This window comes from Nocardia sp. NBC_00511 (assembly GCF_045161165.1).
Lineage (GTDB): Bacteria > Actinomycetota > Actinomycetes > Mycobacteriales > Mycobacteriaceae > Nocardia.
Genome location: NZ_CP107849.1, coordinates 6394214 through 6417736 on the forward strand (window position 1 = coordinate 6394214; position 23523 = coordinate 6417736).

Annotated in this window: 22 protein-coding genes and 1 riboswitch; of the genes, 8 read left to right on the top strand and 14 right to left on the bottom strand. The window is 68.4% G+C overall.

The window, feature by feature from the left end; translation table 11 throughout:
• Positions 1-74: 74 nt before the first annotated feature.
• Positions 75-183: riboswitch (TPP riboswitch) on the top strand.
• Complete coding sequence (gene thiC, locus OG300_RS29915) at positions 178-1839, top strand: phosphomethylpyrimidine synthase ThiC (RefSeq protein ID WP_405486673.1); 1662 nt, start codon at positions 178-180, stop codon at positions 1837-1839. Its footprint overlaps the riboswitch before it by 6 nt.
• A gap of 58 nt (positions 1840-1897) precedes the next feature.
• On the opposite strand, the gene OG300_RS29920 is transcribed toward thiC, so the two are convergent.
• The 3 genes from OG300_RS29920 to OG300_RS29930 form a co-directional block, all read right to left on the bottom strand.
• A complete protein-coding gene (locus OG300_RS29920; protein ID WP_405486675.1) occupies positions 1898-2305 on the bottom strand; it encodes a VOC family protein in 408 nt (135 codons plus the stop codon).
• 66 nt (positions 2306-2371) lie between these two features.
• Positions 2372-3142 carry an NAD(P)-dependent oxidoreductase gene (locus tag OG300_RS29925; protein ID WP_405486677.1) on the bottom strand — a complete coding sequence of 257 codons (771 nt, stop codon included), beginning with the start codon at positions 3140-3142 and terminating at the stop codon, positions 2372-2374.
• Positions 3143-3152: 10 nt separating this feature from the next.
• Positions 3153-3800, bottom strand: a complete 648-nt coding sequence (locus tag OG300_RS29930) for a TetR/AcrR family transcriptional regulator (protein WP_405486679.1) — start codon at positions 3798-3800, stop codon at positions 3153-3155.
• An 87-nt stretch (positions 3801-3887) separates the two neighbouring features.
• On the opposite strand from OG300_RS29930, the gene OG300_RS29935 reads away from it, so the two are divergent.
• A complete protein-coding gene (locus OG300_RS29935; RefSeq protein WP_405486681.1) occupies positions 3888-5033 on the top strand; it encodes an epoxide hydrolase family protein in 1146 nt (381 codons plus the stop codon).
• Between the two features lie 17 nt (positions 5034-5050).
• Here the strand turns inward: OG300_RS29935 and OG300_RS29940 are convergent, their stop codons facing one another.
• The gene (locus tag OG300_RS29940; protein ID WP_405486683.1) at positions 5051-5446 is read right to left on the bottom strand and encodes a VOC family protein; all 396 of its coding nucleotides are present in this window, start codon (positions 5444-5446) and stop codon (positions 5051-5053) included.
• A 253-nt stretch (positions 5447-5699) separates the two neighbouring features.
• Between OG300_RS29940 and OG300_RS29945 the strand changes: the two genes are divergently transcribed.
• Positions 5700-5993: a chorismate mutase gene (locus OG300_RS29945; RefSeq protein WP_405486685.1), complete on the top strand. Its 294-nt coding sequence runs from the start codon at positions 5700-5702 to the stop codon at positions 5991-5993.
• Here the strand turns inward: OG300_RS29945 and OG300_RS29950 are convergent.
• Together OG300_RS29950 and OG300_RS29955 are read right to left on the bottom strand one after the other, a co-directional pair.
• Positions 5983-6723 (bottom strand): hypothetical protein, encoded by a 741-nt coding sequence (locus OG300_RS29950; RefSeq protein WP_405486687.1) that lies wholly within the window; start codon positions 6721-6723, stop codon positions 5983-5985. The genes OG300_RS29945 and OG300_RS29950 overlap by 11 nt on opposite strands.
• Before the next feature lie 158 nt (positions 6724-6881).
• The gene (locus OG300_RS29955; RefSeq protein WP_405486689.1) at positions 6882-8027 is read right to left on the bottom strand and encodes a GTP-binding protein; all 1146 of its coding nucleotides are present in this window, start codon (positions 8025-8027) and stop codon (positions 6882-6884) included.
• A gap of 71 nt (positions 8028-8098) precedes the next feature.
• Between OG300_RS29955 and thiD the strand changes: the two genes are divergently transcribed.
• From thiD to OG300_RS29975, 4 genes are all read left to right on the top strand, one after another.
• Positions 8099-8950 (top strand): bifunctional hydroxymethylpyrimidine kinase/phosphomethylpyrimidine kinase, encoded by an 852-nt coding sequence (thiD, locus tag OG300_RS29960; protein WP_405486691.1) that lies wholly within the window; start codon positions 8099-8101, stop codon positions 8948-8950.
• A 75-nt stretch (positions 8951-9025) separates the two neighbouring features.
• Positions 9026-10279 carry a glycosyltransferase gene (locus tag OG300_RS29965; protein WP_405486693.1) on the top strand — a complete coding sequence of 418 codons (1254 nt, stop codon included), beginning with the start codon at positions 9026-9028 and terminating at the stop codon, positions 10277-10279.
• A 166-nt stretch (positions 10280-10445) separates the two neighbouring features.
• A complete protein-coding gene (locus tag OG300_RS29970) occupies positions 10446-12509 on the top strand; it encodes a glycosyltransferase family 39 protein (RefSeq protein WP_405486695.1) in 2064 nt (687 codons plus the stop codon).
• A gap of 165 nt (positions 12510-12674) precedes the next feature.
• On the top strand, positions 12675-12827 hold the full coding sequence (locus OG300_RS29975; protein WP_405486697.1) for a hypothetical protein: 153 nt from the start codon (positions 12675-12677) through the stop codon (positions 12825-12827).
• 12 nt (positions 12828-12839) lie between these two features.
• Here the strand turns inward: OG300_RS29975 and OG300_RS29980 are convergent, their stop codons facing one another.
• From OG300_RS29980 to OG300_RS30010, 7 genes are read right to left on the bottom strand one after another with little or no spacing between them, the layout of a single operon-like run.
• A complete protein-coding gene (locus OG300_RS29980) occupies positions 12840-13454 on the bottom strand; it encodes a TetR/AcrR family transcriptional regulator (RefSeq protein ID WP_405486699.1) in 615 nt (204 codons plus the stop codon).
• A 6-nt stretch (positions 13455-13460) separates the two neighbouring features.
• Positions 13461-14243, bottom strand: coding sequence for an enoyl-CoA hydratase family protein (locus OG300_RS29985; RefSeq protein ID WP_405486701.1), 783 nt, complete (start codon positions 14241-14243; stop codon positions 13461-13463).
• A 32-nt stretch (positions 14244-14275) separates the two neighbouring features.
• Complete coding sequence (locus OG300_RS29990) at positions 14276-15439, bottom strand: acyl-CoA dehydrogenase family protein (protein ID WP_405486703.1); 1164 nt, start codon at positions 15437-15439, stop codon at positions 14276-14278.
• Between the two features lie 4 nt (positions 15440-15443).
• Positions 15444-17450 carry an acetyl/propionyl/methylcrotonyl-CoA carboxylase subunit alpha gene (locus OG300_RS29995; RefSeq protein ID WP_405486705.1) on the bottom strand — a complete coding sequence of 669 codons (2007 nt, stop codon included), beginning with the start codon at positions 17448-17450 and terminating at the stop codon, positions 15444-15446.
• 8 nt (positions 17451-17458) lie between these two features.
• The gene (locus tag OG300_RS30000; RefSeq protein ID WP_405486707.1) at positions 17459-19063 is read right to left on the bottom strand and encodes an acyl-CoA carboxylase subunit beta; all 1605 of its coding nucleotides are present in this window, start codon (positions 19061-19063) and stop codon (positions 17459-17461) included.
• A complete protein-coding gene (locus OG300_RS30005; RefSeq protein WP_405486709.1) occupies positions 19060-20217 on the bottom strand; it encodes an acyl-CoA dehydrogenase family protein in 1158 nt (385 codons plus the stop codon). Before OG300_RS30005 ends, OG300_RS30000 begins: the two co-directional genes overlap by 4 nt.
• Complete coding sequence (locus OG300_RS30010) at positions 20214-21929, bottom strand: acyclic terpene utilization AtuA family protein (protein WP_405486711.1); 1716 nt, start codon at positions 21927-21929, stop codon at positions 20214-20216. The genes OG300_RS30005 and OG300_RS30010 overlap by 4 nt, the downstream gene beginning before the upstream one ends.
• A gap of 181 nt (positions 21930-22110) precedes the next feature.
• Here OG300_RS30010 and OG300_RS30015 point away from each other — a divergent pair, with 181 nt between their 5' ends.
• The gene (locus OG300_RS30015) at positions 22111-22269 is read left to right on the top strand and encodes a hypothetical protein (protein WP_405486713.1); all 159 of its coding nucleotides are present in this window, start codon (positions 22111-22113) and stop codon (positions 22267-22269) included.
• 1 nt (position 22270) lies between these two features.
• On the opposite strand, the gene OG300_RS30020 is transcribed toward OG300_RS30015, so the two are convergent.
• Positions 22271-23008, bottom strand: coding sequence for an adenylate/guanylate cyclase domain-containing protein (locus OG300_RS30020; protein WP_405498730.1), 738 nt, complete (start codon positions 23006-23008; stop codon positions 22271-22273).
• Positions 23009-23523: the final 515 nt, after the last annotated feature.

Below are 23523 nucleotides of genomic sequence, written 5' to 3' on the forward strand. Positions count from 1 at the left end.
TGCGTGTTCCGTATATCTTCCGGCGCTCGGCCTCGGGGGTTGCGGCGGGCCTGTATGGTCGGCTGCGGAAAGTTACGTATGCCAACGGGGGCTCGCACCAGCGGGCTGAGAGGACGGCTAGGGCCGTCGACCGTATGAACCTGACCGGGTAATGCCGGCGTAGGGAGGATTCACCCCATGTCTTCGAGTCGTGTCCCCAGCAGTTCCGCACCGGTCGACACCGTGACCACCGGCCCCATTCAGGGCAGCGTCAAATTCTACGAGCAGGTCGAGGGCGAGGGCGTGACCCTGCGGGTTCCGCTGCGCCGCATCAACCTCACCAACGGTGAACATTTCGACGTGTACGACACCTCCGGTCCGTACACCGACGACACCGCCGCCATCGACCTCGAGGGCGGGCTGCCCAAGCTGCGCGACGAGTGGGACAAGCCCCGGGTCGACGGCCCGCCGACCCAGCTCAACTGGGCGCGCCAGGGCGTGATCACCAACGAGATGCGCTATATCGCGGCGCGCGAAGGGGTTTCGCCGGAGCTGGTGCGTGACGAGGTGGCCGCCGGACGCGCGGTCATCCCGGCCAACCACAACCACCCGGAGTCCGAGCCGATGATCATCGGCAAGAAGTTCGCGGTGAAGATCAACGCGAATATCGGCAACTCGGCCGTCAGCTCCTCCATCGCCGAGGAGGTGGAGAAGATGGTGTGGGCCACCCGCTGGGGCGCCGACACCATCATGGATCTGTCCACCGGCAAGAACATTCACGAGACCCGCGAGTGGATCCTGCGCAACTCCCCGGTCCCGGTCGGCACCGTGCCGATCTACCAGGCCCTGGAGAAGGTGAACGGTGATCCCACCAAGCTCACCTGGGAGATGTACCGCGACACCGTGATCGAGCAGGCCGAGCAGGGCGTCGACTACATGACGGTGCACGCGGGCGTGCTGCTGCGCTACGTGCCGCTGACCGCCAAGCGGGTCACCGGCATCGTCTCGCGCGGCGGGTCGATCATGGCGGCGTGGTGCCTGGCGCATCACCAGGAATCGTTCCTGTACACCAACTTCGCGGAACTCTGCGAGATCCTGGCCCGCTACGACATCACCTTCTCGCTGGGTGACGGCCTGCGTCCCGGCTCCATCGCCGACGCCAACGACGAGGCCCAGTTCGCCGAACTGCGCACCCTCGGCGAGCTCACCAAGATCGCGAAATCCTATGGCGTGCAGGTGATGATCGAGGGCCCCGGCCACGTGCCCATGCACAAGATCGTGGAGAACGTGCGCCTCGAGGAGGAGCTCTGCGAGGAGGCGCCCTTCTACACCCTCGGCCCGCTGGCCACCGACATCGCGCCCGCCTACGACCACATCACCTCGGCCATCGGCGCGGCCATCATCGCGCAGGCGGGCACCGCCATGCTCTGCTACGTCACGCCCAAGGAGCACCTGGGCCTGCCCAACCGCGACGACGTGAAGGTCGGCGTGATCACCTACAAGATCGCCGCCCACTCCGCCGACCTGGCCAAGCAGCACCCGCGCGCCCAGGACCGCGACAACGAACTGTCCAAGGCGCGCTTCGAATTCCGCTGGACGGACCAGTTCAACCTCTCCCTGGACCCCGACACCGCGCGGGAGTACCACGACGAGACGATGCCCGCCGAACCCGCCAAGACCGCGCACTTCTGCTCCATGTGCGGCCCCAAGTTCTGCTCCATGCGCATCTCGCAGGACGTCCGCGACTACGCCGAGAAGCAGGGCCTAACCGACGTGGCCGCCATCGAGGCGGGCATGGCCGAGAAGTCCGCCGAATTCGCCACCACCGGCAACCAGGTGTACCTGCCGGTCGTGTCGTGAGCTAGTTCGAAACCTGTTCGGGGCGGATGACTTTCGGGTCGTCCGCCCCGAATCATGTTCAGGGGCGGGTCGAGATCTGCTGCACGGCCCAGCTGTTGCCGTCCGGATCGTCGAAGAAGATGAAGCCGACATTGTCGAGGGGGTCGGCGACGTCGGCGGGGTTCTCGCCGAGCACCTGGATCTCGCCGCATTCCACACCGCGCTCGACCAACTCGGCGTGGGCTCGCTTGATATCGGGCACGATCAGCTGCATGCCCTTCAGGTAACCGGGCTCCATCTTCGGGACCGCGCCCTCGCCGATCACGATGGAGCAGCCGGAGCCGGGTGGGGTGAGCTGGCAGATGCGCACGCCCGGAGCGGGCTGCACATCGTGGTCGACGTGGAAGCCGAGCTTGGTGCTGTAGAAGTCCTTGGCGCGATCGATGTCCGTGACGGGGACGACGAGCACTTCGAGAGTCCAGTTCATGACAATCCTTTCCGGTCCGGTATTCCTCGACCGTTGGTCGGAGCCGCGCGACGGAAATCGACAGCTTCAGCGAACGGGAACCAGCGTGTTCTCGGATCGGCGGCCGGACAGGTAGTCCTCGACATTGCCGACGGTGGCGTCCACGATCTGTCCGACCGCGGTATCGGTGAAGTAGGCCTGATGCGAGGTGACCAGCACGTTCGGCATGGTCATCAGCCGGGCCAGGGTGTCGTCGGCGATGTCGGATTCGGCGAGCAGTACTTCCAGCTCGGTGTACTTCATCCCCAATTCGTCACGGCAGCAAGGATTCTCGGCCACATCCCAGCCCAGCAACCGGGTACCGAACCCGTGCGCGATGCGCGCGAAGCACTCGCCGATCTTGCCGGTGCCGATCACGCCGACCGTCATGCCGTGAATATCACGGCCCATCAACCCGTCCAGGCGGAAATCGAACTCACGGGTGCGGTTGGCGGCGCGAATCAGCCTGCGGTTCACCGCCATTGCCAGCGTCCACGCGAATTCGGCCACCGCGTACGGCGAATAATAGGAGACCCGCGCCACCGTCAGCCCGAGCTCCGCCGCCACCTCCAGGTCGATATTGTTGAAACCCGTTGAGCGCTGGGCGATCATGCGCGTCCCGCCCGCCGCCAGGATCCGCAGCACCGCGCCGTCCAGCTCGGCGTTGACGCTGGTGGAGACGACCTCGTAGCCCGCCGCGAGCGGCGCGGTATTGCGGTTGAGGAACTCCTCCAGCAGCCGCAGCTCGTGCTGCCCCGCGAAGGCGGCCCGCAGCAGCGGCTTCTCGTCGACCTGCACGCCGTACGCCAGGATCTCCATGCCGCCCACGCTATCCGGTGCGCCGCCAGCGGCCCGCGAACTCGCCGGGCACGGGCGGGGGGCCGGGGAGTTCACCTCCGGCGGCCAGGCCGTCGACGAGCAGGGCGAGGACGCGGCGGCGCAGCTGGGTGGTGCGTTCGGCGTCCGGGAGCGTGACCGCGGCGCAGGCCTCGAGGATCAGGCCCAGGTCGGCGGTGGTGACGCCGGGGCGCAGGCGGCCGGCGGCTTGCGCGCGGCGCAGCAGTTCGTCGTTGAGTTCGGCCGAGCGCATGACCTCCGGCAGAATCGATTCGTCCGGGGTGAAGGTGCCCGCCAGGTGCACCGTCAGGGAGTGCACGTCGGCGTCGACCACGCGGCGCAGAAAGTCGACCAGCGCCGCCCAGCCGTCCGGAATCTCCAGGGCCGCTTCGGCTTCCGTGTTGTAGCGGCGCAGCCCGTCGTAGCAGAGGGTGCGCAGCAGCTCCTCCTTGCTGGGGTAGCGGCGATACAGCGCGCTGATGCCGACGCCCGCGCGTTCGGCGACCGCCGAGATCGGGGCCTTCGGCTCGGACAGGAACACGTCGCGGGCGGCCGCCAGGATGAGTTCGTCATTGCGGGCCGCCTGCGCCTTGCGTCCGGGCAAGGCGCGCTGAGCTGCGACTTCGGTGGTCTTCGGCATGAATCCGAGAATACCACTTGAACGGAATGGTCCGTTCCGTTACGGTTGGAACAGAACGAAACATTCCGTTCCACAAAGGAGAGAATGATGACCACCACCGCGATCCGCCCCTTCACCGTCGCCATCCCGCAGGCCCAGCTCGACGACCTCGACGACCGGCTGCGGCGGGCACTGTTCCCGAACGAGCTGCCGGGTGTCGGCGACGCGTACGGCGTCACCAACGACCGCGTCCGGGGACTGGCCGACTACTGGCTGAACGAATTCGACTGGCGCGCACTGGAAACCAAGCTGAACGCCTACCCGCAGTTCACCACCGAGATCGACGGTGAGGACATCCACTTCCTGCACGTGCGCTCCAGCCGGGCGGACGCCACCCCGGTCATCCTCACCCACGGCTGGCCCGGCTCGGTCCTGGAGTACCTGGACCTCATCGCCCCGCTCACCGAGCCGGAATCCGCCGACGCCCCCGCCTTCCACGTGGTGCTCCCGTCGCTGCCCGGCTTCGGCTTCTCCGGTCCGACCCGCAGCGGCGGCTGGGGCACCCGCCGCACCGCCCGCGCCTGGGTCGAGCTGATGGACCGGCTCGGGTACCAGCGCTACGGCGCGATCGGCAACGACGGCGGGTCCATGGTCTCCCCCGAGATCGGCCGCATCGCCCCCGACCGGGTGCTGGGAGTCCATGTGACGCAGCTGTTCTCGTTCCCGTCGGGTGATCCGGCCGAGTTCGCGGGCCTGTCCGAGGACGATCAGGCCGGGCTCGCCCACCTGCAGTGGTTCCACGAGAACAAGATGGCGTTCAACACCCTGCACAGTCAGCAGCCGCAGACCCTCGCCTTCGCCCTCGCGGACTCACCGCTGGGCCTGCTCGCCTGGAACGCCCAGCTCTTCAGCGAGACGCTCGACGCCGAGTTCGTGATCGGCAATATCGCCCTCTACTGGCTCACCGCCACCGGCGGCTCCTCGACCCGCTCCTACTACGCGGACGCCCACGACACCGACCGCCCCACCGAACCCACCACCACCCCCACCGCCCTGGCCATGTTCAAGGGCGACTTCCAGTCCATTCGCCGCTTCGCCGAACGCGACCACAAGAACATCGTCAGCTGGCACGCCTACGACGTGAACTCGGCCCGCTCGACCAGCCCCAACGATGCCGCCGGGCACTACGCGGCGCACGAGGCCACCGACGTCCTGCTCGCCGATATTCGCGAATTCTTCAGCGCCCTGGCCTGATTCGGGACGCGGTGCCGTCACGATTCGGCGAGCACCACCAGGTAGGAATCCGGGTCCCGCAGCCATATCTCGCGGTGCCCGGAGTTGGGATTGAGGTGTGCATCGGTCGCCACCGATGCACCGAATTGGCGGATGCGACGCACCGCGGCCTCGAAATAGTCCGTCTCGAACCACAATGCGATGCCATTGCCCACCGGCAGCGCGGGATCCCCGATCGTCCCGTGGTGATGCCCGCAGTCGAGCCGGTGCAACTGCATGATCAGCTGCCCCTCCACCAGCAGCTGCTCGTACTCGTCCCCGCCGTGTCCACTACTCGCCCCCAGCACCCGCTGGTACCAAGCACTGGACGCGCGCACATCGCGAACAGCGATCATCGGCTGTGGGCGCATCGAGAGCCCCGATCGGGTAGCCATATTCCGAACAATAGCCAGCGGCGCGCCAGCTCCACTTGTACGAATGGGAACCGCGAGCATTCCCTTGCGTGCGAACGGCTTCGGGCTGTGGTTGGATTGCCGGGTGATGTTGGTGGCGCAGTCCTGGTGGTGGCCGGAGTTCCGGCGGCCCTGAATCGCGCTTGTGTATCGGCCGTCGCGTGCGACAGCCGATCCGTCACGACGCTTCCGGCTGTGCGCCAGCGGCGGTCTCGAATCGAAAGGATCGAGACCCATGTCTCTGGAAGATGTCCGCCGCGAAATCGACGGGATCGACGCCCAGATCATCGAATTGCTCGGCGCCCGACAGCAATTGGTGATGCGCGCGGCGACCTTCAAACGCAACCCCGAAGAGGTCCGCGCACCCGACCGGCGCATCCGGATGATGGCTGGACTCCGCGAGCTGGCGGTACAGCACGGTGTGGATCCGACGCTGGTCGAACGGGTCTACACCACGCTGATCGACGGGTTCATCGAACTCGAGCAGCTCCGCCACCGCGCCCTCACCGAGGGGCGGGTCACGGGGTGAGAGTGAAGGTGTCGTCGAAGTGGGCGATGATGCCGACGCCGGTGCCGTTGGTGCCGGCCATCAGCGGGGCGATCGGGGTGCCGGGAGACGTGGTGGCGGAACCGATTCCCATGCTCGCCGTGTAGCCGAGGCGGTTGTTGCGCAGGGCGGCGGCGCCGTGCCAGGAGGTCGCCAGCGGTAGCGGGACCGGGGTGGACATCGGTGCGCCGACCTGGATGGTGAGGCCCTCGGCGATGCCCGCGCCGTTGGCGGTGGCGAGGATGTTCGGGGTGAGGCGGGCCGGGAAACCGGCGGCGTCGAGGGCGTGCACCAGATCGGGTGCGGTTGACAGGAAGTCGACCGTGTAGAGCTGGAGGCCGGGGGTGTTGTCGCGGGCGCGGACCACGATGCCGCGGTCGCTCTCCTGGAAAGCGCCGATGTCGGCGCCGTCGAGGATGCCGTGGCGGCAATCCAGGGTGCCGACGATCAGGCCGCCGGGGCCGGGGAGATCCGGTGCGCTGGAGGTGAATCCGGCGAGGCTCTCCGGAACATAGCCCGCGGGCAGGGCGGCCGCCGCCTGCTCGATCGGAATCGGCAGGGTGGTGGTGACTTCCGTGCAGTCGGTGGCGACCATGGTGACCGGTGCGGCCACCGCGTCGGCGTGCGCGGGCGACGCCATCGACGTGAGCAGCACCACCGCCGCACCCGCCCCGAACGCCGCGACGTACCCGAACTGACCCGAACGCCGCATACCCGGTCCTATCGACAACCGACCCCGTCAGCCGTTCGACGGGATTCGCAGACATTCGTAACGACCGTCACACGGGTTGTCAACGGATTCGCCCCGGACCCGCAGCGAACTCCAAGGTCACCACCTTCGCCACGCCGGTGGCCGAACACGCGGTGGCGCTACGCGTGCTCGTGGGCCTCGCCCCAGGACGGGAACGGGTCGGCGTAGGTCAGCCATTCCTGCTGGCCCGCAGCGAGTTCGGCATCGGTGAGCAGCGCGGAGGTGAGCAGATCCCGCACGTGGGGACGGTCCAGCTTGATGCCGATGAACACGATCTCCTGGCCGGGAGTCATGTCCAGCGCCGACCAGTAGGCCCCCGCCTCGAAGGTGAGATTGGGGCCCGCCTGCGACCAGATGGCGGCGAGGCCGGGACGGCTGGCCAGCCAGAAGAAGCCCTTGCTGCGCAGTAGCCGATTGAGCTGGGACAGTGCGTTGTCCAGTCGTTCGGGGTGGAAGGGACGGTCGGCGGTGAAGGTGAGGCTGCTGATGCCGTACTCCTCGGTCTCGGGCGGGTGCCCGCCCGCGAGTTCCTCGTCCCAGCCGTCGAATTGGGCCGCCAGGTCGGGGTTGTAGCGGCCGGTGCCGAGCACCTCGGCGAGGTCGACGACGCCGCGGGTGGAACGCAGCACGCGCGCAGTGGGATTCAAGCGCCGGATGGTGGCTTCGACTGTGCCGACGGCGTTCTCGCTCACCAGGTCGGTCTTGTTGAGCACCAGCACATTCGCGAATTCCACCTGGTCGATGAGCAGGTCGGCGATGGTGCGCGCGTCACCCTCCCCCGCCTGCATATCGCGTTCGGCCAGCGCCTGACCCTTCACGATCTCCGCCAGGAACGTGGAGGCGTCGACCACGGTCACCATGGTGTCCAGCCGCGCGAGTTCGCCGAGCCGGAAGCCGTCCTCGAACTCCCACTCGAAGGTCGCCGCCACCGGCATCGGCTCGGAGATCCCGGTGGATTCGATGACCAGCTGATCGAAGCGGCCCTCCCGCGCCAGCTTCCCCACCGACTCGATGAGGTCCTCGCGCAGCGTGCAGCAGATGCACCCGTTGGTCAGCTCGACGAGCTTCTCCTCGGTCCGATCCAGGTGCCCCTGCCCCGCGACCAGCGCCGCGTCGATGTTCACCTCGCTCATGTCGTTGACGATGACCGCCACCCGGCGGCCGTCCCGGTTGGCCAGGATGTGGTTGAGCAGGGTGGTCTTGCCCGCCCCGAGAAATCCGGAGAGCACGGTCACGGGCAGGGCGGGAGGCTGGGCTGCAGTCATGTTGCTAATGGTAACCGTTTTCATTTAGACCGGAACGCGGGGGCCGATACCGGCCGACTAGGGTCTGTGACGTGGAACTCCTACCGCTTGCCCCCAACGGCACCACTCCGGTTCGCGCGCTCACCATCGCCGGGACCGACTCCGGCGGCGGTGCCGGAATCCAGGCCGACTCCCGGACCATGGCGCTGTGCGGCGTGCACGCCTGCGTCGCGGTGGCCGCGGTAACCGTGCAGAACACGCTCGGCGTCAGCGCTTTCCACGAGATCCCCCCGGAGATCGTCGCCGGGCAGGTGCGAACCGTGGTGGGCGACATCGGAATCGGCGCGGCCAAGACCGGCATGCTGGCCTCCACCGCCATCATCGAGGCCGTCGCGGGCGTCTGCCGCGAGGTCGGCATCGGACGCCAGGGCGGCATCCCGCTCGTCGTCGACCCGGTCGCCGCCTCCATGCACGGCGACGCCCTGCTGCACGCCGAAGCCCTGGACGCGGTGCGCCACACCCTGATTCCGCTGGCCACCGTCGTCACCCCCAACCTCGACGAGGTCCGGCTCATCACCGGCATCGACGTGATCGACGACGCGTCGGCCCGCAAGGCCGCCGAGGCGCTCATCGCGCTGGGCCCGCAGTGGGCCATCGTCAAGGGCGGGCACCTGCGCACCTCCGAGCAGAGCACCGATCTGCTCTTCGACGGCGACACCTTCCACGAGCTGCCCGCCCGCCGCCTGGCCACCGGGAACGATCACGGCGGCGGCGACACCCTGGCAGCCGCCATCTGCTGCGCACTGGCACACGGCTACTCGGTTCCGGACGCGGTCGGCTTCGCCAAGGAGTGGACTTTCCGCTGCTTGGAGGCCTCTTACGACCTGGGTGCGGGCCACGGTCCGGTCTCGCCGCTGTGGCGGCTGAGTGTCGATCCGAAATAGCTGAGGTCACGCCTCCCAGGAACCTCCCAGCTGGACCGCAGCTCGATGTGAGTTCGATGATCGAGTTTGGTCAGTATGAACGACACCGTGACCGCCGTGCGGGCGGCGGAACCCGCATCAGCAGTGACCGCCCCCGTCGTGGACGTGGTGGTCCCCGTCTACAACGAGGAGACCGACCTCGGTCCCTGCGTTCGCAGACTGCACGCGTTCCTGAAGCTCAACTTCCCGTTCACCGCGCGAATCACCATCGCGGACAACGCTTCCACCGACACCACCCTGGCCGTCGCCAAGGAGCTCTCGGAGTCCCTCGACGGCGTCCGGGTGGTGCACCTGGACCGCAAGGGCCGCGGTCGCGCCCTGCGCGAGGTGTGGCAGAACTCCGACGCCGAAGTCGTGGCGTACATGGACGTCGACCTCTCCACCGACCTCAACGCGCTGCTGCCGCTGGTCGCGCCGCTGGTGTCGGGCCACTCGGATCTGGCCATCGGCACCCGGCTGGCCAAGTCCTCGCGGGTGGTGCGCGGTCCCAAGCGCGAGTTCATCTCCCGCTGCTACAACCTGATCCTGCGCACCTCGCTGCAGGCCAAGTTCTCCGACGCGCAGTGCGGTTTCAAGGCCATGCGCGGCGAGGTCGCCAAGCTGGTGCTGCCGCTGGTCGAGGACGGCGAATGGTTCTTCGACACCGAACTGCTGGTGCTGGCCGAGCGCATCGGCCTGCGCATCCACGAGGTCCCGGTGGACTGGATCGACGATCCGGACTCCAGCGTCGACATCGTCGACACCGCCCGCAAGGACCTGCTCGGCGTCTGGCGGGTCGGGCGCGCGCTCACCTCCGGGCACATGCCGATCAACGATCTGCGCGCGGCCATCGGCCGTGAACCGCTGATGGAAGGCGTTCCGCTCGGCATGGTCGGACAGCTGGTGCGTTTCGGCATCATCGGCGTCACCTCCACCCTGGCCTACCTGCTGCTGTACGTGGTTCTCCAGGGCTTCACCGGTGCGCAGGTCGCCAACTTCCTGGCGCTGCTGGTCACCGCGGTCGGCAATACCGCCGCCAACCGCGCCTTCACCTTCGGCGTGCGCGGCGCGACCGCGGCGGTGTCGCATCACTTCCAGGGCCTGATCCTCTTCGGCATCGGCCTGTTCCTGACCAGCGGTTCGCTGTTCGCCCTGCATCACTGGGCCCCGGATTCCGCGGTGCACCTGGAGCTGGTGGTGCTGGTCGTGGCCAACCTGGTTGCCACCCTGCTGCGCTTCGTCGGCCTGCGCTGGGTCTTCCGCAATGCCGGCGCCCCCAAGCATCGGACGCCCACCGAGGGCGCTCTTTGATCCCGTTCTCGCCTGTGCCACAGGCGAATACGGACGACGGATTCCACACCGCACCGGTCCGCTTCCGCGGCCGGTGCGAGCCCGAACACGGGCGGTTCCCGCTGTGGGACATTCCGGCCCGGTCCGCCGAGACCGCGACCGGTCACGAGAACAGAGGAGGCGAACGATGACCGCGACCCTGATCGAACCACCGCTCGTCTCGCCACCCGCGCAGGCTCCGGCCCTGCGCGCCGATCGGCGCGAATACTTCGCACTGGCAGCACTGCTCGTCGGCACCGCCGTCGCGTACCTGTGGAACCTGTCGAGCAACGGCTGGGCCAACTCGTTCTACGCGGCCGCCGTGCAGGCCGGATCGGTGTCGTGGAAGGCGTTCTTCTTCGGCTCCTCCGATGCCGCCAACTCCATCACCGTCGACAAGACGCCATTGTCGCTGTGGCCCATGGAGATCTCGGTCCGGATCTTCGGTCTGCACAGCTGGAGCATGCTGCTGCCGCAGGCACTGCTGGGCGTCGCCGCGGTGGCCCTGCTGTGGGCCACGGTGCGAAAGTCGTTCGGCCCCAGCGCCGGACTGCTGGCGGGCCTGGTGCTCGCCGTCACGCCGATCGCGGCGGTGATGTTCCGGTTCAACAACCCGGACGCCATGCTGGTGTTCCTGATGATCGCGTCGGCCTGGGCCATGACCCGCGCCGTCAGCGACGGCCGCTGGCGCTGGCTGGTGATCACCGGCGTGCTGATGGGATTCGGCTTCCTGACCAAGCAGCTGCAAGTGCTGCTGATCGTTCCGGCGCTGGCCCTGACCTACCTGGTGGCCGGTCCCCCGAAGCTCGGCAAGCGGATCGCGCAGCTGTTCGCGGCGGGCGCGGCCATGGTGGCGGGCGCGGGCTGGTGGGTGCTGATCGCCGAGCTGTGGCCCGCGAGCGATCGCCCGTACTTCGGTGGCTCGCAGCACAACTCGATCCTGGAGCTGACCTTCGGCTACAACGGCCTGGGCCGCCTCAACGGCGACGAGGTCGGCAGCACCGGCGGACGCGGCGGCGATATGCCCACCGGGGGCGGCGGCATGTGGGGCACGCCCGGCATCGGGCGGCTGTTCGAACCGGCGCAGGCCGGTCAGATCGCCTGGCTCATCCCGGCCGCACTGGTCGCGCTGGTGGTCGGACTCGCCCTGCGCGGCAAGCTGTCCCGCACCGATCCGCGCCGCGCCACGCTGATCCTGTTCGGCGGCTGGCTGCTGGGCACCGGGCTGGTGTTCAGCTTCATGAAGGGCATCTTCCACCCGTACTACACGGTGGCGCTGGCCCCGGCGGTCGCCGCCCTGGTCGGCATCGGCATCGTGCAGGCCTGGGAGCACCGCGAGGTGCTGTGGGTGCGGCTGAGTGCCGCACTGGCACTGGGCCTCACCGTCTGGACCGCGTGGATCATCCTGTCCCGCAGCGACTCCTTCGTGCCGTGGCTGCGCTGGGCGGTGCTGATCGGCGGTATCGCGGTCACCGCGCTGCTGCTGATCAAACTGCCCCGGCGGGTGGCACTGGTGGCCGGTGCGGCCGCGGTGCTGGTCGCGCTGAGCGGACCGATCGCCTACGCGGTCGACGGTCTCGCGACCGCGCATCAGGGGCCGATGCCCTCGGCCGGGCCCGCGGTGCGCGGCGGCTGGGGTGGCGGCGGTCCGCGCGGCGGCGGCGAACGTGGCGGCATGCCGAACGGTGGCATGCAGCACGGCAACGGCGCGCCGGACGGTGGCATGCAGCACGGTGGCCAGGGCGGCTTCGGCGGCCAGGGCACCGGCGCGAACCACGGAAACGAGAGCGGCACCGGCGGTTTCGGTGGCATGGGCGGCGGCGCGGCCGGTGGCGTGATGGGTGCGAGCAATCCGAGCGCCAGGGTCACCGCGCTGCTGGAGGCCGACGGCTCGGACTACACCTGGGTGGCGGCGACCGTGAGTTCCAATGCGGCGGCGGGCTTCCAGCTGGCGGCGCAGCTGCCGGTGATGCCGGTCGGCGGCTTCAACGGCAGCGACCCGTCCCCGACGCTGGCGCAGTTCCAGGAATACGTGCAGGTGGGCCGGATCCACTACTTCATCAGCGGCTCCCAGCAGGGTCCGGGACGCGGTGGTGACAGCGGTGCCGACCAGAGCCAGAGTGCGCAGATCACCGCATGGGTGAAGCAGCACTTCAACTCTCAGGACGTGGACGGGGTCACCCTCTACGACCTGACCTCACCGAAGACGTAGAGACCCGGCGGGCTCGTCAACCGTCGTCAGGAAGGAGCGTTCGTACCCTCCGGTACGGACGCTCCTTTTCCATGTCTTCCCTTGCCCGGCGCGACGATTCGGCAGCGGGATTCGCGATGATCTCTACGATTGATTGTGACGACGGTCACGATCAAGGGATGCCGTATGGGCACGCCGTACCCCCTCAGCGATGAGCACCGAGAAGCCTTCTGGCGCAGCGTCGGCTGGGATCCCGGACTGCCCGATCCCGAACGGGAAGCCATCGAACACTGCTGGGACGACGAATTCATCTGCCTGGCAGAGGTTTTCGGCTTCTGACGCGAGACCGGTTCAGCGCGGGGCGGGCAGCGCCGCGTGCAGCGTGGACGCCCACTGCTGCACGATCTCCTTGCGGCGCACCGAATCATCGGTGAGCACGTCGGCCAGCCCGAGACCGCGCGCCAGATCCAGGGTGGCCTGCACCAGATGGTGGGTGACCGGATCGGAGTCGTCGACGCCCAGCGCCTCCACCGCCATCCGATGCGAGATGCGACCGAAGCGCGCCTCCATGGGGACGATGCGTTCGCGCAGCGCCGGATCGGCCGCGGCATGCGTCCACACCTGTAGCGCCGCCTTGAACAGCGGGCTGGTGTAGGACTCGACCAGCCCCGAGACCAGCGCCTCGGTGCGGGCCACGCCCTGCGCCACCTCGGCGACCGAGAGGGCGTCGGCCTTGGCCTGGTCCATCCGGGTATCGAACATGTACTCCAGCGCCGCCGTGATCAGATCCTCGCGGGTCGGGAAATGATGCTGGGCGGCACCGCGCGACACCCCCGCGCGCTCGGCGACGACGGCGACCGTGGCGGCCGCCCAGCCGGTCTGGGCCAGGCAGTCGATGGTCGCCTCCAGCAGCCGCTGCCGGGTGGCCCGGCTGCGGTCCTGCTTGGGTTCGTGGGGTGTGGCCATGGTTGCCTATTCTGCCCAGCTGGGCGGACGGCGCTGCATGAAGGCCGTGATGCCCTCGATCACCTCGGGGGTGCCGAAGAAACTCGCGGAGCGTTTGGCCAGCTCCTCCGCACCTCGGTCGAAGGCCGCGAGCAGGTCGGCGTTCACCAGTTGCTTGGCCTCGGCCAGGCCCTGCGGTGCGCCCTTGCGCAGTTCGCCGAGCAGGCGCGCGGTCTCGGCGGCCGGGTCGTCGGCGGCCACACTGATGAGGCCGATCCGTTCGGCCTCGGCCGCGTCGAAGGTCTCGCCGGTCTGGAAGTAGCGCGCCGCCGAGCGGGCGGTCATGCGCGGCAGCAGGGTCAGCGAGATCATGAACGGGGCCAGCCCGATCCGCACCTCGGTGAGCGCGAAACTGCTGCCGCGCCCGGCGATCACCAGATCGCAGGCGGCGATGATGCCCATGCCGCCCGCGCGGACATTGCCGTCCACCTGCGCGACAACGGGTTTCGGCATGGTGAGGATGTCGCGCAGCACCGAGATCATCCACCGGGTGCGGATATCGGCGGCGGCCGCCGGATCCGCGTCCACCGCCTCCTTGAGATCCGCACCCGCGCAGAAGGTATTGCCGGTGTGGGTGAGCACCACGCCGCGCACCGCGTCGTCGACGGCCGCTCGCCCCAGACCGGCGAGCAACTCGGTCACCAGTCGCGAGGACAGGGCATTGCGGTTGTGCGGCGAATCCAGGGTCAGCACCGCGAATCCGTCGCGCACCTCGTAACGCACGAACGGCGCGTCCGGTGTCTCACTCATCGAATACTCCTGCTGCTGTTGGTTTTCGGCGATCAGTACGACCGGGGCAGACCCAGCGAGTGCTGGGCCACGAAGTTGAGAATCATCTCCCGGCTGACCGGCGCCACCCGCGCGATGCGGGACGCGGCCAGCATGCCCGCCAGGCCCACGTCGGAGGTCAGACCGGCGCCGCCGTGCGTCTGGATGGCCTGATCGAGGGCCTTGATACTCGCTTCGGCCGCAGCGTATTTCGCCATGTTCGCCGCCTCGGCCGCGCCGAAGTCGTCGCCGGAGTCGTAGAGGAACGCGGCCTTCTGCATCATCACCTTGGCCAGTTCCAGCTCGATCTTCACCTGCGCGAGCGGATGCGAGATGCCCTGGTGCGAGCCGATCGGCGCGCCCTTCCACACCGCGCGCTCCTTGGCGTAGGTCACGGCCGCGTCGATGGCGTAGCGGCCCATGCCGATCGCCATGGCCGCGCCCATGATGCGCTCCGGGTTGAGGCCCGCGAACAACTGCGCGATGGCCGCGTCCTCCTGACCGACCAGCGCGGTCGCGGGCAGCCGGACGTCGTCGAGGAACAGCGTGAACTGGTTGTCCGGCTCGATGATGTCCATCTCCTGCTTCGTCTTCACGAAGCCGGGGGCGTCGGTGGGGACGATGAACAGGGCGGGCTGCAGGTTGCCGGTCTTGGCGTTCTCGGAGCGGGCCACGATCAGCACGGCCTCGGCCTGATCCACACCGGAGATGAAGATCTTGCGGCCGTTGAGGATCCAGTCGTCGCCGTCACGGCGGGCGGTGGTGGTGATCTTGTGCGAGTTGGAGCCCGCGTCCGGCTCGGTGATGCCGAAGACCATCTTGCCGGAACCGTCGGCCAGCTTGGTCAGCCACTCCTGCTTCTGCGCCTCGGTGCCGTACTTGGTGATGATGGTGCCGCAGATGGCCGGGGAGACCACCATCAGCAGCAGGCCGCAGCCGCGCGCCGCCAATTCCTCCTGCACCAGCGCCAATTCGTAGATGCCCGCGCCACCGCCGCCGTACTCCTCGGGCAGGTTGACGCCCAGGAAGCCGAGCTTGCCCGCCTCGTCCCACAGCTCGTCGAACGGCTCGTTGCGGCGCGCCTTGGGTCCGGCGTAATCGCGGAAGTTGTACTTGGCGGCCAGCTTGGCCACGGCTTCGCGCAGCGCCTTCTGCTCGTCGGTCTCGATGAAACTCATTGGGCTACTCCCGCTCTTCGCTGTGGACAACGGCCAGCACCGTGCCGACCTCGACCTGCTGACCTGCTGAAACGTTCAATTCGGTGAGGATGCCCGTGGTGGGGGCCGCGATGGTGTGCTCCATCTTCATGGCCTCCAGCCAGAGGATGGGCTGCCCCTTCTCGACCCGGTCACCGGCCGCCGCGCCGAGGCGGATGACCGCGCCCGGCATCGGGGCCAGCAGCGAGCCCTCGGCCACCTGATCGGCCGGATCCTCGAAGCGCGGCAGGCGGCGCACCGCCACCGGGCCCAGCGGGGAATCCACGGCCACCAGGTCGCCGTAGCGGGCGATCCGGAACACTCGGCGCACACTGCCGCGCTCGCCGGGCACCAGCAGGGTGACGGAATCCGGTGTGGCCTCGACCAATTCGAGCCCGTCGAAGCCCTCGGCCGCGAGACCGGCGCGGGTGACGCGGTAGCGCACCTCGTGCTTGCCGGTCAGGCGCGACTCGTAGGACTTGGACTGCGGCTGCGACGGCAGATTGCGCCAGCCGCCGGGCAGACCCGCGCCGATTCGGGCCACAGCGCGGTTGGCGGCCGCATCGGACAGGGCCGCCGCCACGATGAACAACTTCTCGTCCGCCTCGGAAACCAGTGGCGCGGAAAGCTTTTCCAGATCGTGGGTGGCGAAGAACGCGGTGTCGGTGTCACCGGCCAGGAACGCCGGATGCCGCAGCACCCGCACCAGCAGGTCGCGGTTGGTGACCAGGCCGTGGATCTCGGCGCGCTGCAACGCACTCGCCAGCAGATGCGCTGCCTCGTCGCGGGTTTCGGCGAAGGAGATCACCTTCGACAGCATGGGGTCGTAGTGCACGCCCACCACGGAACCATCCACGATGCCGGTGTCCAGGCGCACGCCCGGCTCGGTCAGCACGGTGAATTCGCCCAGCGTACCGGGGATTCGGAGCCGGTGGACGGTGCCGGACTGCGGCTGCCAGTCGTGGGCGGGATCCTCGGCGTAGAGGCGCACCTCGATGGAGTGGCCGCGCATCTCGGGCTGGTGTGCGGGCAGCGGGCGGCCGGAAGCCACCTGCAACTGCAACCGCACCAGGTCCAGGCCCGTCACCTGCTCGGTGACCGGATGTTCCACCTGGAGACGGGTATTCATCTCCAGGAAGAAGAAGTCACCCTTCTCGTCGGCCAGGAACTCGACGGTGCCGGCGCCCTCGTAGCCGATGGCCTCCGAGGCCAGTCGCGCCGCCTCGAACAGCCGCGCCCGCATTCCGTCGATCTTCTCGACCAGCGGCGACGGGGCCTCCTCGACCACCTTCTGATGGCGGCGCTGAATCGAGCACTCACGCTCGCCGACCGCCCACACCGTGCCCTGGGTGTCGGCCATGACCTGCACCTCGATGTGACGGCCGGTCTCCAGGTAGCGCTCGCAGAACACGGTCGGATCGCCGAACGCGGAGGCGGCCTCGCGCTGCGCGGCCTCGATCTGCGGTGTCAGCTCCGACAATTCGCGCACCACGCGCATGCCGCGACCGCCACCGCCCGCCGACGCCTTGATCAGCACCGGCAGCAGATCGGCGGTGACCTCGGCCGGATCCAGCTGCTTCAGCACCGGGACACCGGCGGCGTCCATCATCTTCTTGGACTCCACCTTGGAGCCCATCTGCTCGATCGCCGCGACCGGCGGACCGATCCAGGTCAGCCCGGCGGCCAGCACCGCCTTCGCGAATTCGGCGTTCTCGGAAAGGAATCCGTAGCCGGGGTGGATCGCGTCGGCACCGGCGGCCAGCGCGGCCTCGATGATCAGGTCGGACCGCAGGTAGGTCTCGCCAGGGGTGTTGCCGGGCAGGCGAATCGCCGCGTCGGCCTCGGCGACGTGCGGCGCGTGCGCGTCGGCGTCGGAGTACACGGCGGTCGTCGCGATGCCCATGCGACGGCAGGTGGCGAACACCCGCCGCGCGATCTCGCCGCGATTGGCGACCAGCACGTTGGTGATCACGGTGCCCTTCGGGTTGCTCATCTCGGCCCTCACATCCGGAAGACGCCGAAGCCCTCGGCGCCCTTGATCGGGGAATTGTGGATGGCGGACAACGCCATTCCCAAGACCGTGCGGGTGTCACGCGGGTCGATGACGCCGTCGTCGTAGAGGCGGCCCGACATGAACATGGGCAGCGATTCGGCCTCGATCTGCGCCTCGATCATGGCGCGCAGTCCGGCATCCTGCTCCTCGTTGAACGGCACCCCGCGCGCCTCGTTGGCGGCACGGCCGACGATGGAGATGACGCCCGCCAGCTGCGCGCCGCCCATGACGGCGGATTTCGCGCTCGGCCAGGCGAACACGAAACGCGGATCATAGGCGCGACCGCACATGCCGTAGTGGCCCGCGCCGTAGGACGCGCCCATCAGCAGCGAGATGTGCGGCACCTTCGAATTGGAGACCGCGTTGATCATCATCGCGCCGTGCTTGATGATGCCGCCCTGCTCGTACTCCTTGCCGACCATGTAGCCGGTGGTGTTGTGCAGGAACAACAGTGGCGTGTTCGACTGGTTGGCCAGCTGGATGAACTGGGTGGCCTTCTGGGCCTCCTCGGAGAACAGCACGCCGCGGGCATTGGCCAGGATGCCGACCGGGTAGCCGTGCAGCTCGGCCCAGCCGGTGACCAGGCTGGAACCGTAGAGCGGCTTGAACTCGTCGAAATCGGAGCCGTCGACCACGCGGGCGATGACCTCGCGCGGATCGAACGGGATCTTCAGGTCGCTCGGCACGATGCCCAGCAGTTCGTCCTGGTCGAAGAGCGGTTCGATGATCTGATCGAGCGGCCGCGCCGCCGGACCCTGCTTCTGCCAGTTGAGGCGCTTGATGATGTTGCGGCCCAGGCGGATCGCGTCCTGCTCGTCGACGGCCAGGTAGTCGGCCAGACCCGAAGTGCGGGCGTGCATTTCGGCGCCACCCAGCGACTCGTCGTCGGACTCCTCACCGGTGGCCATCTTCACCAGCGGCGGGCCGCCCAGGAACACCTTGGAGCGCTCCTTGATCATGACCGTGTAGTCCGACATGCCGGGGATGTACGCGCCACCGGCGGTCGAGTTGCCGAAAACCAGTGCGATGGTGGGGATTCCGGCCGCCGAGAGCCTGGTCAGATCCCGGAACATGCGGCCGCCGGGAACGAAGACCTCTTTCTGGGTCGGCAGATCCGCGCCGCCGGACTCGACCAGGCTGATGCACGGCAGGCGATTCTCCATCGCGATGTCGTTCATGCGCAGGGTCTTGCGCAGCGTCCACGGGTTCGAGGTGCCGCCGCGCACGGTCGGATCCGGTGCGACGATCATGCACTCGACGCCCTCGACCACACCGATACCGGCGATCACGCTCGCACCGACGTGGAAGTCGCTGCCCCAGGCGGCCAGCGGGGCCAGCTCCAGGAACGGCGAATCCTCGTCGACGAGCAGTTCGATGCGCTCGCGCGCGGTCAGCTTGCCGCGCTTGCGATGCCGCGCCATCTTCTCGGGGCCGCCGCCCGCGATGTTCTTGGCGTACTCGACCTCCACCTCGGCCAGCTTGGCCGTCATGGCCTCGGCCGCCGCCTGATAGTCCGCGGAGTTCGCATCCAGGGACGTGCGCAGAATACTCAAGACTGGAACCCCAATCGCTTGGCCGCGAGGCTGGTCAGGATCTCGTTGGTGCCGCCGCCGATGCCCAGGATGCGGACATCGCGGTAGTGCCGTTCGACTTCGGACTCCCGCATGTAGCCCAGGCCGCCGAAGAGCTGCACCGCCTGGTGGGCAACCCATTCCGCGGTCTCCACGGCGGTGTTCTTGGCGAAGCACACCTCGGCGATGAGGTCGGTCTCACCGCGCGCGGCCCGCTCCGCCAGCTGATGCGTGTACACGCGCGTCACGTCGATGCGACGCGCCATCTCCGACAGCGTGTTCTGCACGGCCTGGCGGCTGATCAGCGGGCGGCCGAAGGTCTCGCGATCACGCACCCACCGCAGGGTCAGGTCCAGGCAGCGCTGCGCGTGCCCGTACCCCTGCACGGCCAGCCCCACCCGCTCACTCACGAAAGCCTGTGCGATCTGGGCGAATCCGCTGTTCTCCGCACCCACCAGGTTCGAAACCGGCACCCGCACATCCACATACGACAGTTCGGCGGTGTCGGAGCACAGCCAGCCCATCTTCTCCAGCTTGCGGCTGACGGTGAATCCGGGCGTGCCCGCCTCCACCACCAGCAGCGAAACACCGCCCGCGCCAGGCCCACCCGTGCGCACCGCGGTCACCACGTAGTCGGCGCGCGTACCCGAGGTGATGAACGTCTTCGACCCGTTGACGATGTACTCGTCGCCGTCACGTACCGCGGTGGTCCGCAGATGCCCGACGTCCGAACCGCCACCGGGCTCGGTGATGGCCAGCGACCCGATCTTCTCGCCCGCCAGCGTCGGCTTCACCCAGCGCTCGATGTGGTCCTCGTTGCCCGAGGCGATGATGTGCGGCACCGCGATTCCACAGGTGAACAGGGAGGCGAACAACCCGCCCGAGCCGCCCGCGTAGTGCATCTCCTCGGCCACGATGGCCGCGTCGATGCCGTCGCCGCCGGAACCGCCCGCGGACTCGGGGAACTGGATGCCGAGCAGCCCCAGCGCACCGGCCTTCTTGTGCAGGTCGCGCGGCAGCTCGCCGGCCCGCTCCCACTCGTCGAGATAGGGCAGTACCTCGCGCTCCGCGAATCCGCGCACGGTGGCACGCAATTCCCGCCGCTCGGGCGTCTTCCAGGGGTCTACATAGGTCATGGCAGCAGCTCCACGGGGATCTCGATGTGCCGGGCCCGCAGCCATTCGCCGAGCCCCTTGGCCTGGGGATCGAAACGGGCCTGATAGGCCACGCCCTCGCCGAGCAGGCCCTCGACGATGAAGTTGAGTGCCCGCAGGTTCGGGAGCACATGGCGGGTGACGGGCAGTTCGGCGGTTTCCGGGAGCAGGCGACGCAGTTCGTCGACGGTCAGCGTGTGCACCAGCCAGCGCCACTGCTCCTCGGTGCGGACCCAGACGCCGATATTGGCGTTGCCGCCCTTGTCGCCGCTGCGGGCCAGCGCGATGGTGCCCAGCGGGACGCGGGTGGTGTTGCTCGCCGGAAGCGGTTGCGGCAGCGCCGGTTCGGCGACCACGTCGAGTTCCAGGGTTTCCCCGGCCGGGGCGATCGCCACCTCGGAGCCGTCCGGCAGCACCGCGGTGTGCGGAATCTCCTTGGAATCCACGTATCCCGGGGTGAACACGCCGTACGGGCCGCCGTTGCCGGGAGGGGCCGTCAGGGAGAAGCCCGGGAAGCTGGCCAGCGCCAATTCGACTGCGACACTGGAGAAGCTACGCCCGACCTTGTTCGGGTCCGGGTCGCGGACCACGCAGCGCAGCAGCGCGCTGGCCTGCTCCTCGGTGTCGGCGTCGGGACGGTCCAGGCGGGCCAGCGTCCACTCCAATCCGGCGGGCCGCACCGTCAGCCAGGATTCCAGCTGACGCTGCGCCAGTTCGGCTTTCGCCTCGATGTCCAGGCCGGTGAGGATGAACTCCATCTCGTTGCGGAACCCGCCGATGGTGTTGGTGGAGACCTTGGTCAGCGGCGGTGGCGCCTCACCGGTGACACCGCTGATCAGCACCCGGTCGGGGCCGTCCGGGCTCACCTGGATGCTGTCGAGGCGGGTGGTGACGTCCGGTCCGGCGTAGCGCGCGGTCTGGATCTCGTACATGAGCTGGGCTTTGACGGTGTCGACCGTGACCGCGCCGCCGGTGCCCTCGTGCTTGGTGATGACGCTGCTGCCGTCGCGGCGCACCTCGGCGATCGGGAAACCGGGGCGACCCAGATCGGCGATCTCGGTGAAGAAGGCGAAGTTGCCGCCGGTGGCCTGGGTGCTGCACTCGATGACGTGCCCGGCCACCACCGCGCCCGCCAGCGCGTCGTAATCGCTTCGGCCCCAGCCGAAGTGCGCGGCGGCGGGTCCGACCACCACGGAGGCGTCGGTGACCCGCCCGGTCACCACGATGTCCGCGCCCGCGGTCAAGCAGTCCGCGATGCCCCACGCGCCCAGGTAGGCATTGGCGGTGAGCGGTGCGCCCAGCCCCAGTTCCCCGGCGCGTGCCAGCAGGTCGTCACCGGTCACATACGCGACCTTCGGTGCGAGCCCGAGCTTCTCGGCCACCTCGCGCACCCGCTGCGCCAGCCCGGCCGGATTCAGTCCGCCCGCATTGGTGACGATCTTGACGCCCTTTTCCAGGGCCAGGCCGAGGCTGTCCTCCAGCTGTCGCACGAAGGTCTTGGCGTAGCCGAGGTTCGCGTCCTTCATCCGGTCGCGGCCCAGGATCAGCATGGTGAGTTCGGCCAGATAGTCGCCGGTGAGCACGTCGAGCTGACCGCCCTCGAGCATTTCGCGCATGGCGCTGGCGCGGTCGCCGTAGAAGCCGGAACAGTTGCCGATCCGAATCAGATCCGGGTTTTCGGCGAGCTGACTCATGGCGGGCCTCCCTGTGCACCCATGCCCGGCATGGGAGCCGTCGGCGCAGCTGCTTCGCTGCGGTCGGTTACAGGGTCACATCAGGGCATGAAAAAATCAAGCCTGCGTGCTTGTTATTTGCCGGAAACCCAGGTCAGGACCGGTCGTCCGACCTACCGCACTCTTCGGGCAAACTATCCGGGTGTCCTCAGACGTCACCACAGTCATTCTGCTCGCGCTCGCCGGATTCCTCTTCGGCGGCGCGTACTCCTTGTTCAAGACTTCGCGCCCGGTTGCCGTCGCACTCGGCGTCTGCGGAGTGCTCGCGGCAGCGGGCGCGATCCTGTACCTGGTGAGCTGAACTATTCGGCCTCGAGCCGGAAGATCCGCAGGTCCTCGGGGACACCGCTGAGCGGGGCCGCGAAAAAGCTGCGGCGATAAGGCTTTACGCCCATCCCGAGCTCCTCGAGGGTCTCCGGCTTCAACGAGTCCAGCGTCACGCCCGAGATCATGGTGTTGCCGTTGCCGCCCGCCTCCATCACGCGCGCGGCGATATTGACGTCGATGCCGAGCCAGTCCCCGCCGATCTCGCGCGGGCTGCCGGTGTGCAGGCCCAGGCGCATCTGCGGCCGGTAGCCGTCCACCGTGACCGCCGACAGGTTCTCCTTGGCCGCCACCGCGGCACGCACCGCCCGGTCCGCGGACGGGAACACCGCCATCACGCCGTCACCCATGCGCTTGACCACCTGGCCGCCGCGATCCACGATCGGCGGCTCGATGGCCTTGGCGACCCGGCGCAGCAGATCCAGGGTGACCTCGTCACCGGCCGAGAGCGACCAGCTCGAGAAGGCCACCAGGTCGGTGAACATGATGGTGATCTCCTGGGTGCCGCGGCCCTTGCCGACCCGCTCCAGCATCGCCTGCCACACCTGTAGCGCGCCGAAACCCAATTCACGTGCGGCACTGGGCGAGTCGCCGACCAGCTTGTCGGCCGCGCGCGCCATCGCACGGGCGCCGCCGGGACCGGACACCGACAGCGGATCACCGAAGGCCGGGTCGCCCGGCAGATTCTCGCGGGCCTTGCGGACCAGACCGATGATGTCGTTGCGCTGATTCGCGGCATTGACGACGGCCGAGAGCTGCCCCGAGAACCGTCCGCCCCGGCGGCGGCCGGATTCGGATTCCTCGAGGTCCTCGGAAAGTTCGGCCGGGACCAGCGGGATCACCACATCGGGATCGATGCGGGGTTCGCGCGCCCGTCCCCCGTTCGCGCCGCGTCCGCGGCCACGATCGGTTCCCAAACCTTCCGAGCGGTTCGCGTCGGAGGCGCGTTCACCGCCGTCGGAGGGTCGTTCGCTCACGCCCAGAGCGTAGCCCAGTGCTTGTCCCTGGGACGGATTAATGATTGCCACCTGACACCTCCCGATCGGTGCGGGCGGCCACATCGTTGGGCCCGCCGATAGCTCGAGTGTTTGGTTGCTGAGGCGATGCTACCGACCGGCCAGGGGGACGGCCATACCCTTATCACCCGGTGACAAAACCTTCACGTTCTGTTAGCACTGGCTGTGACGCCGGTCGCAGCCGGGTCAGCGAGATCCCCGAGCATGACATCGGC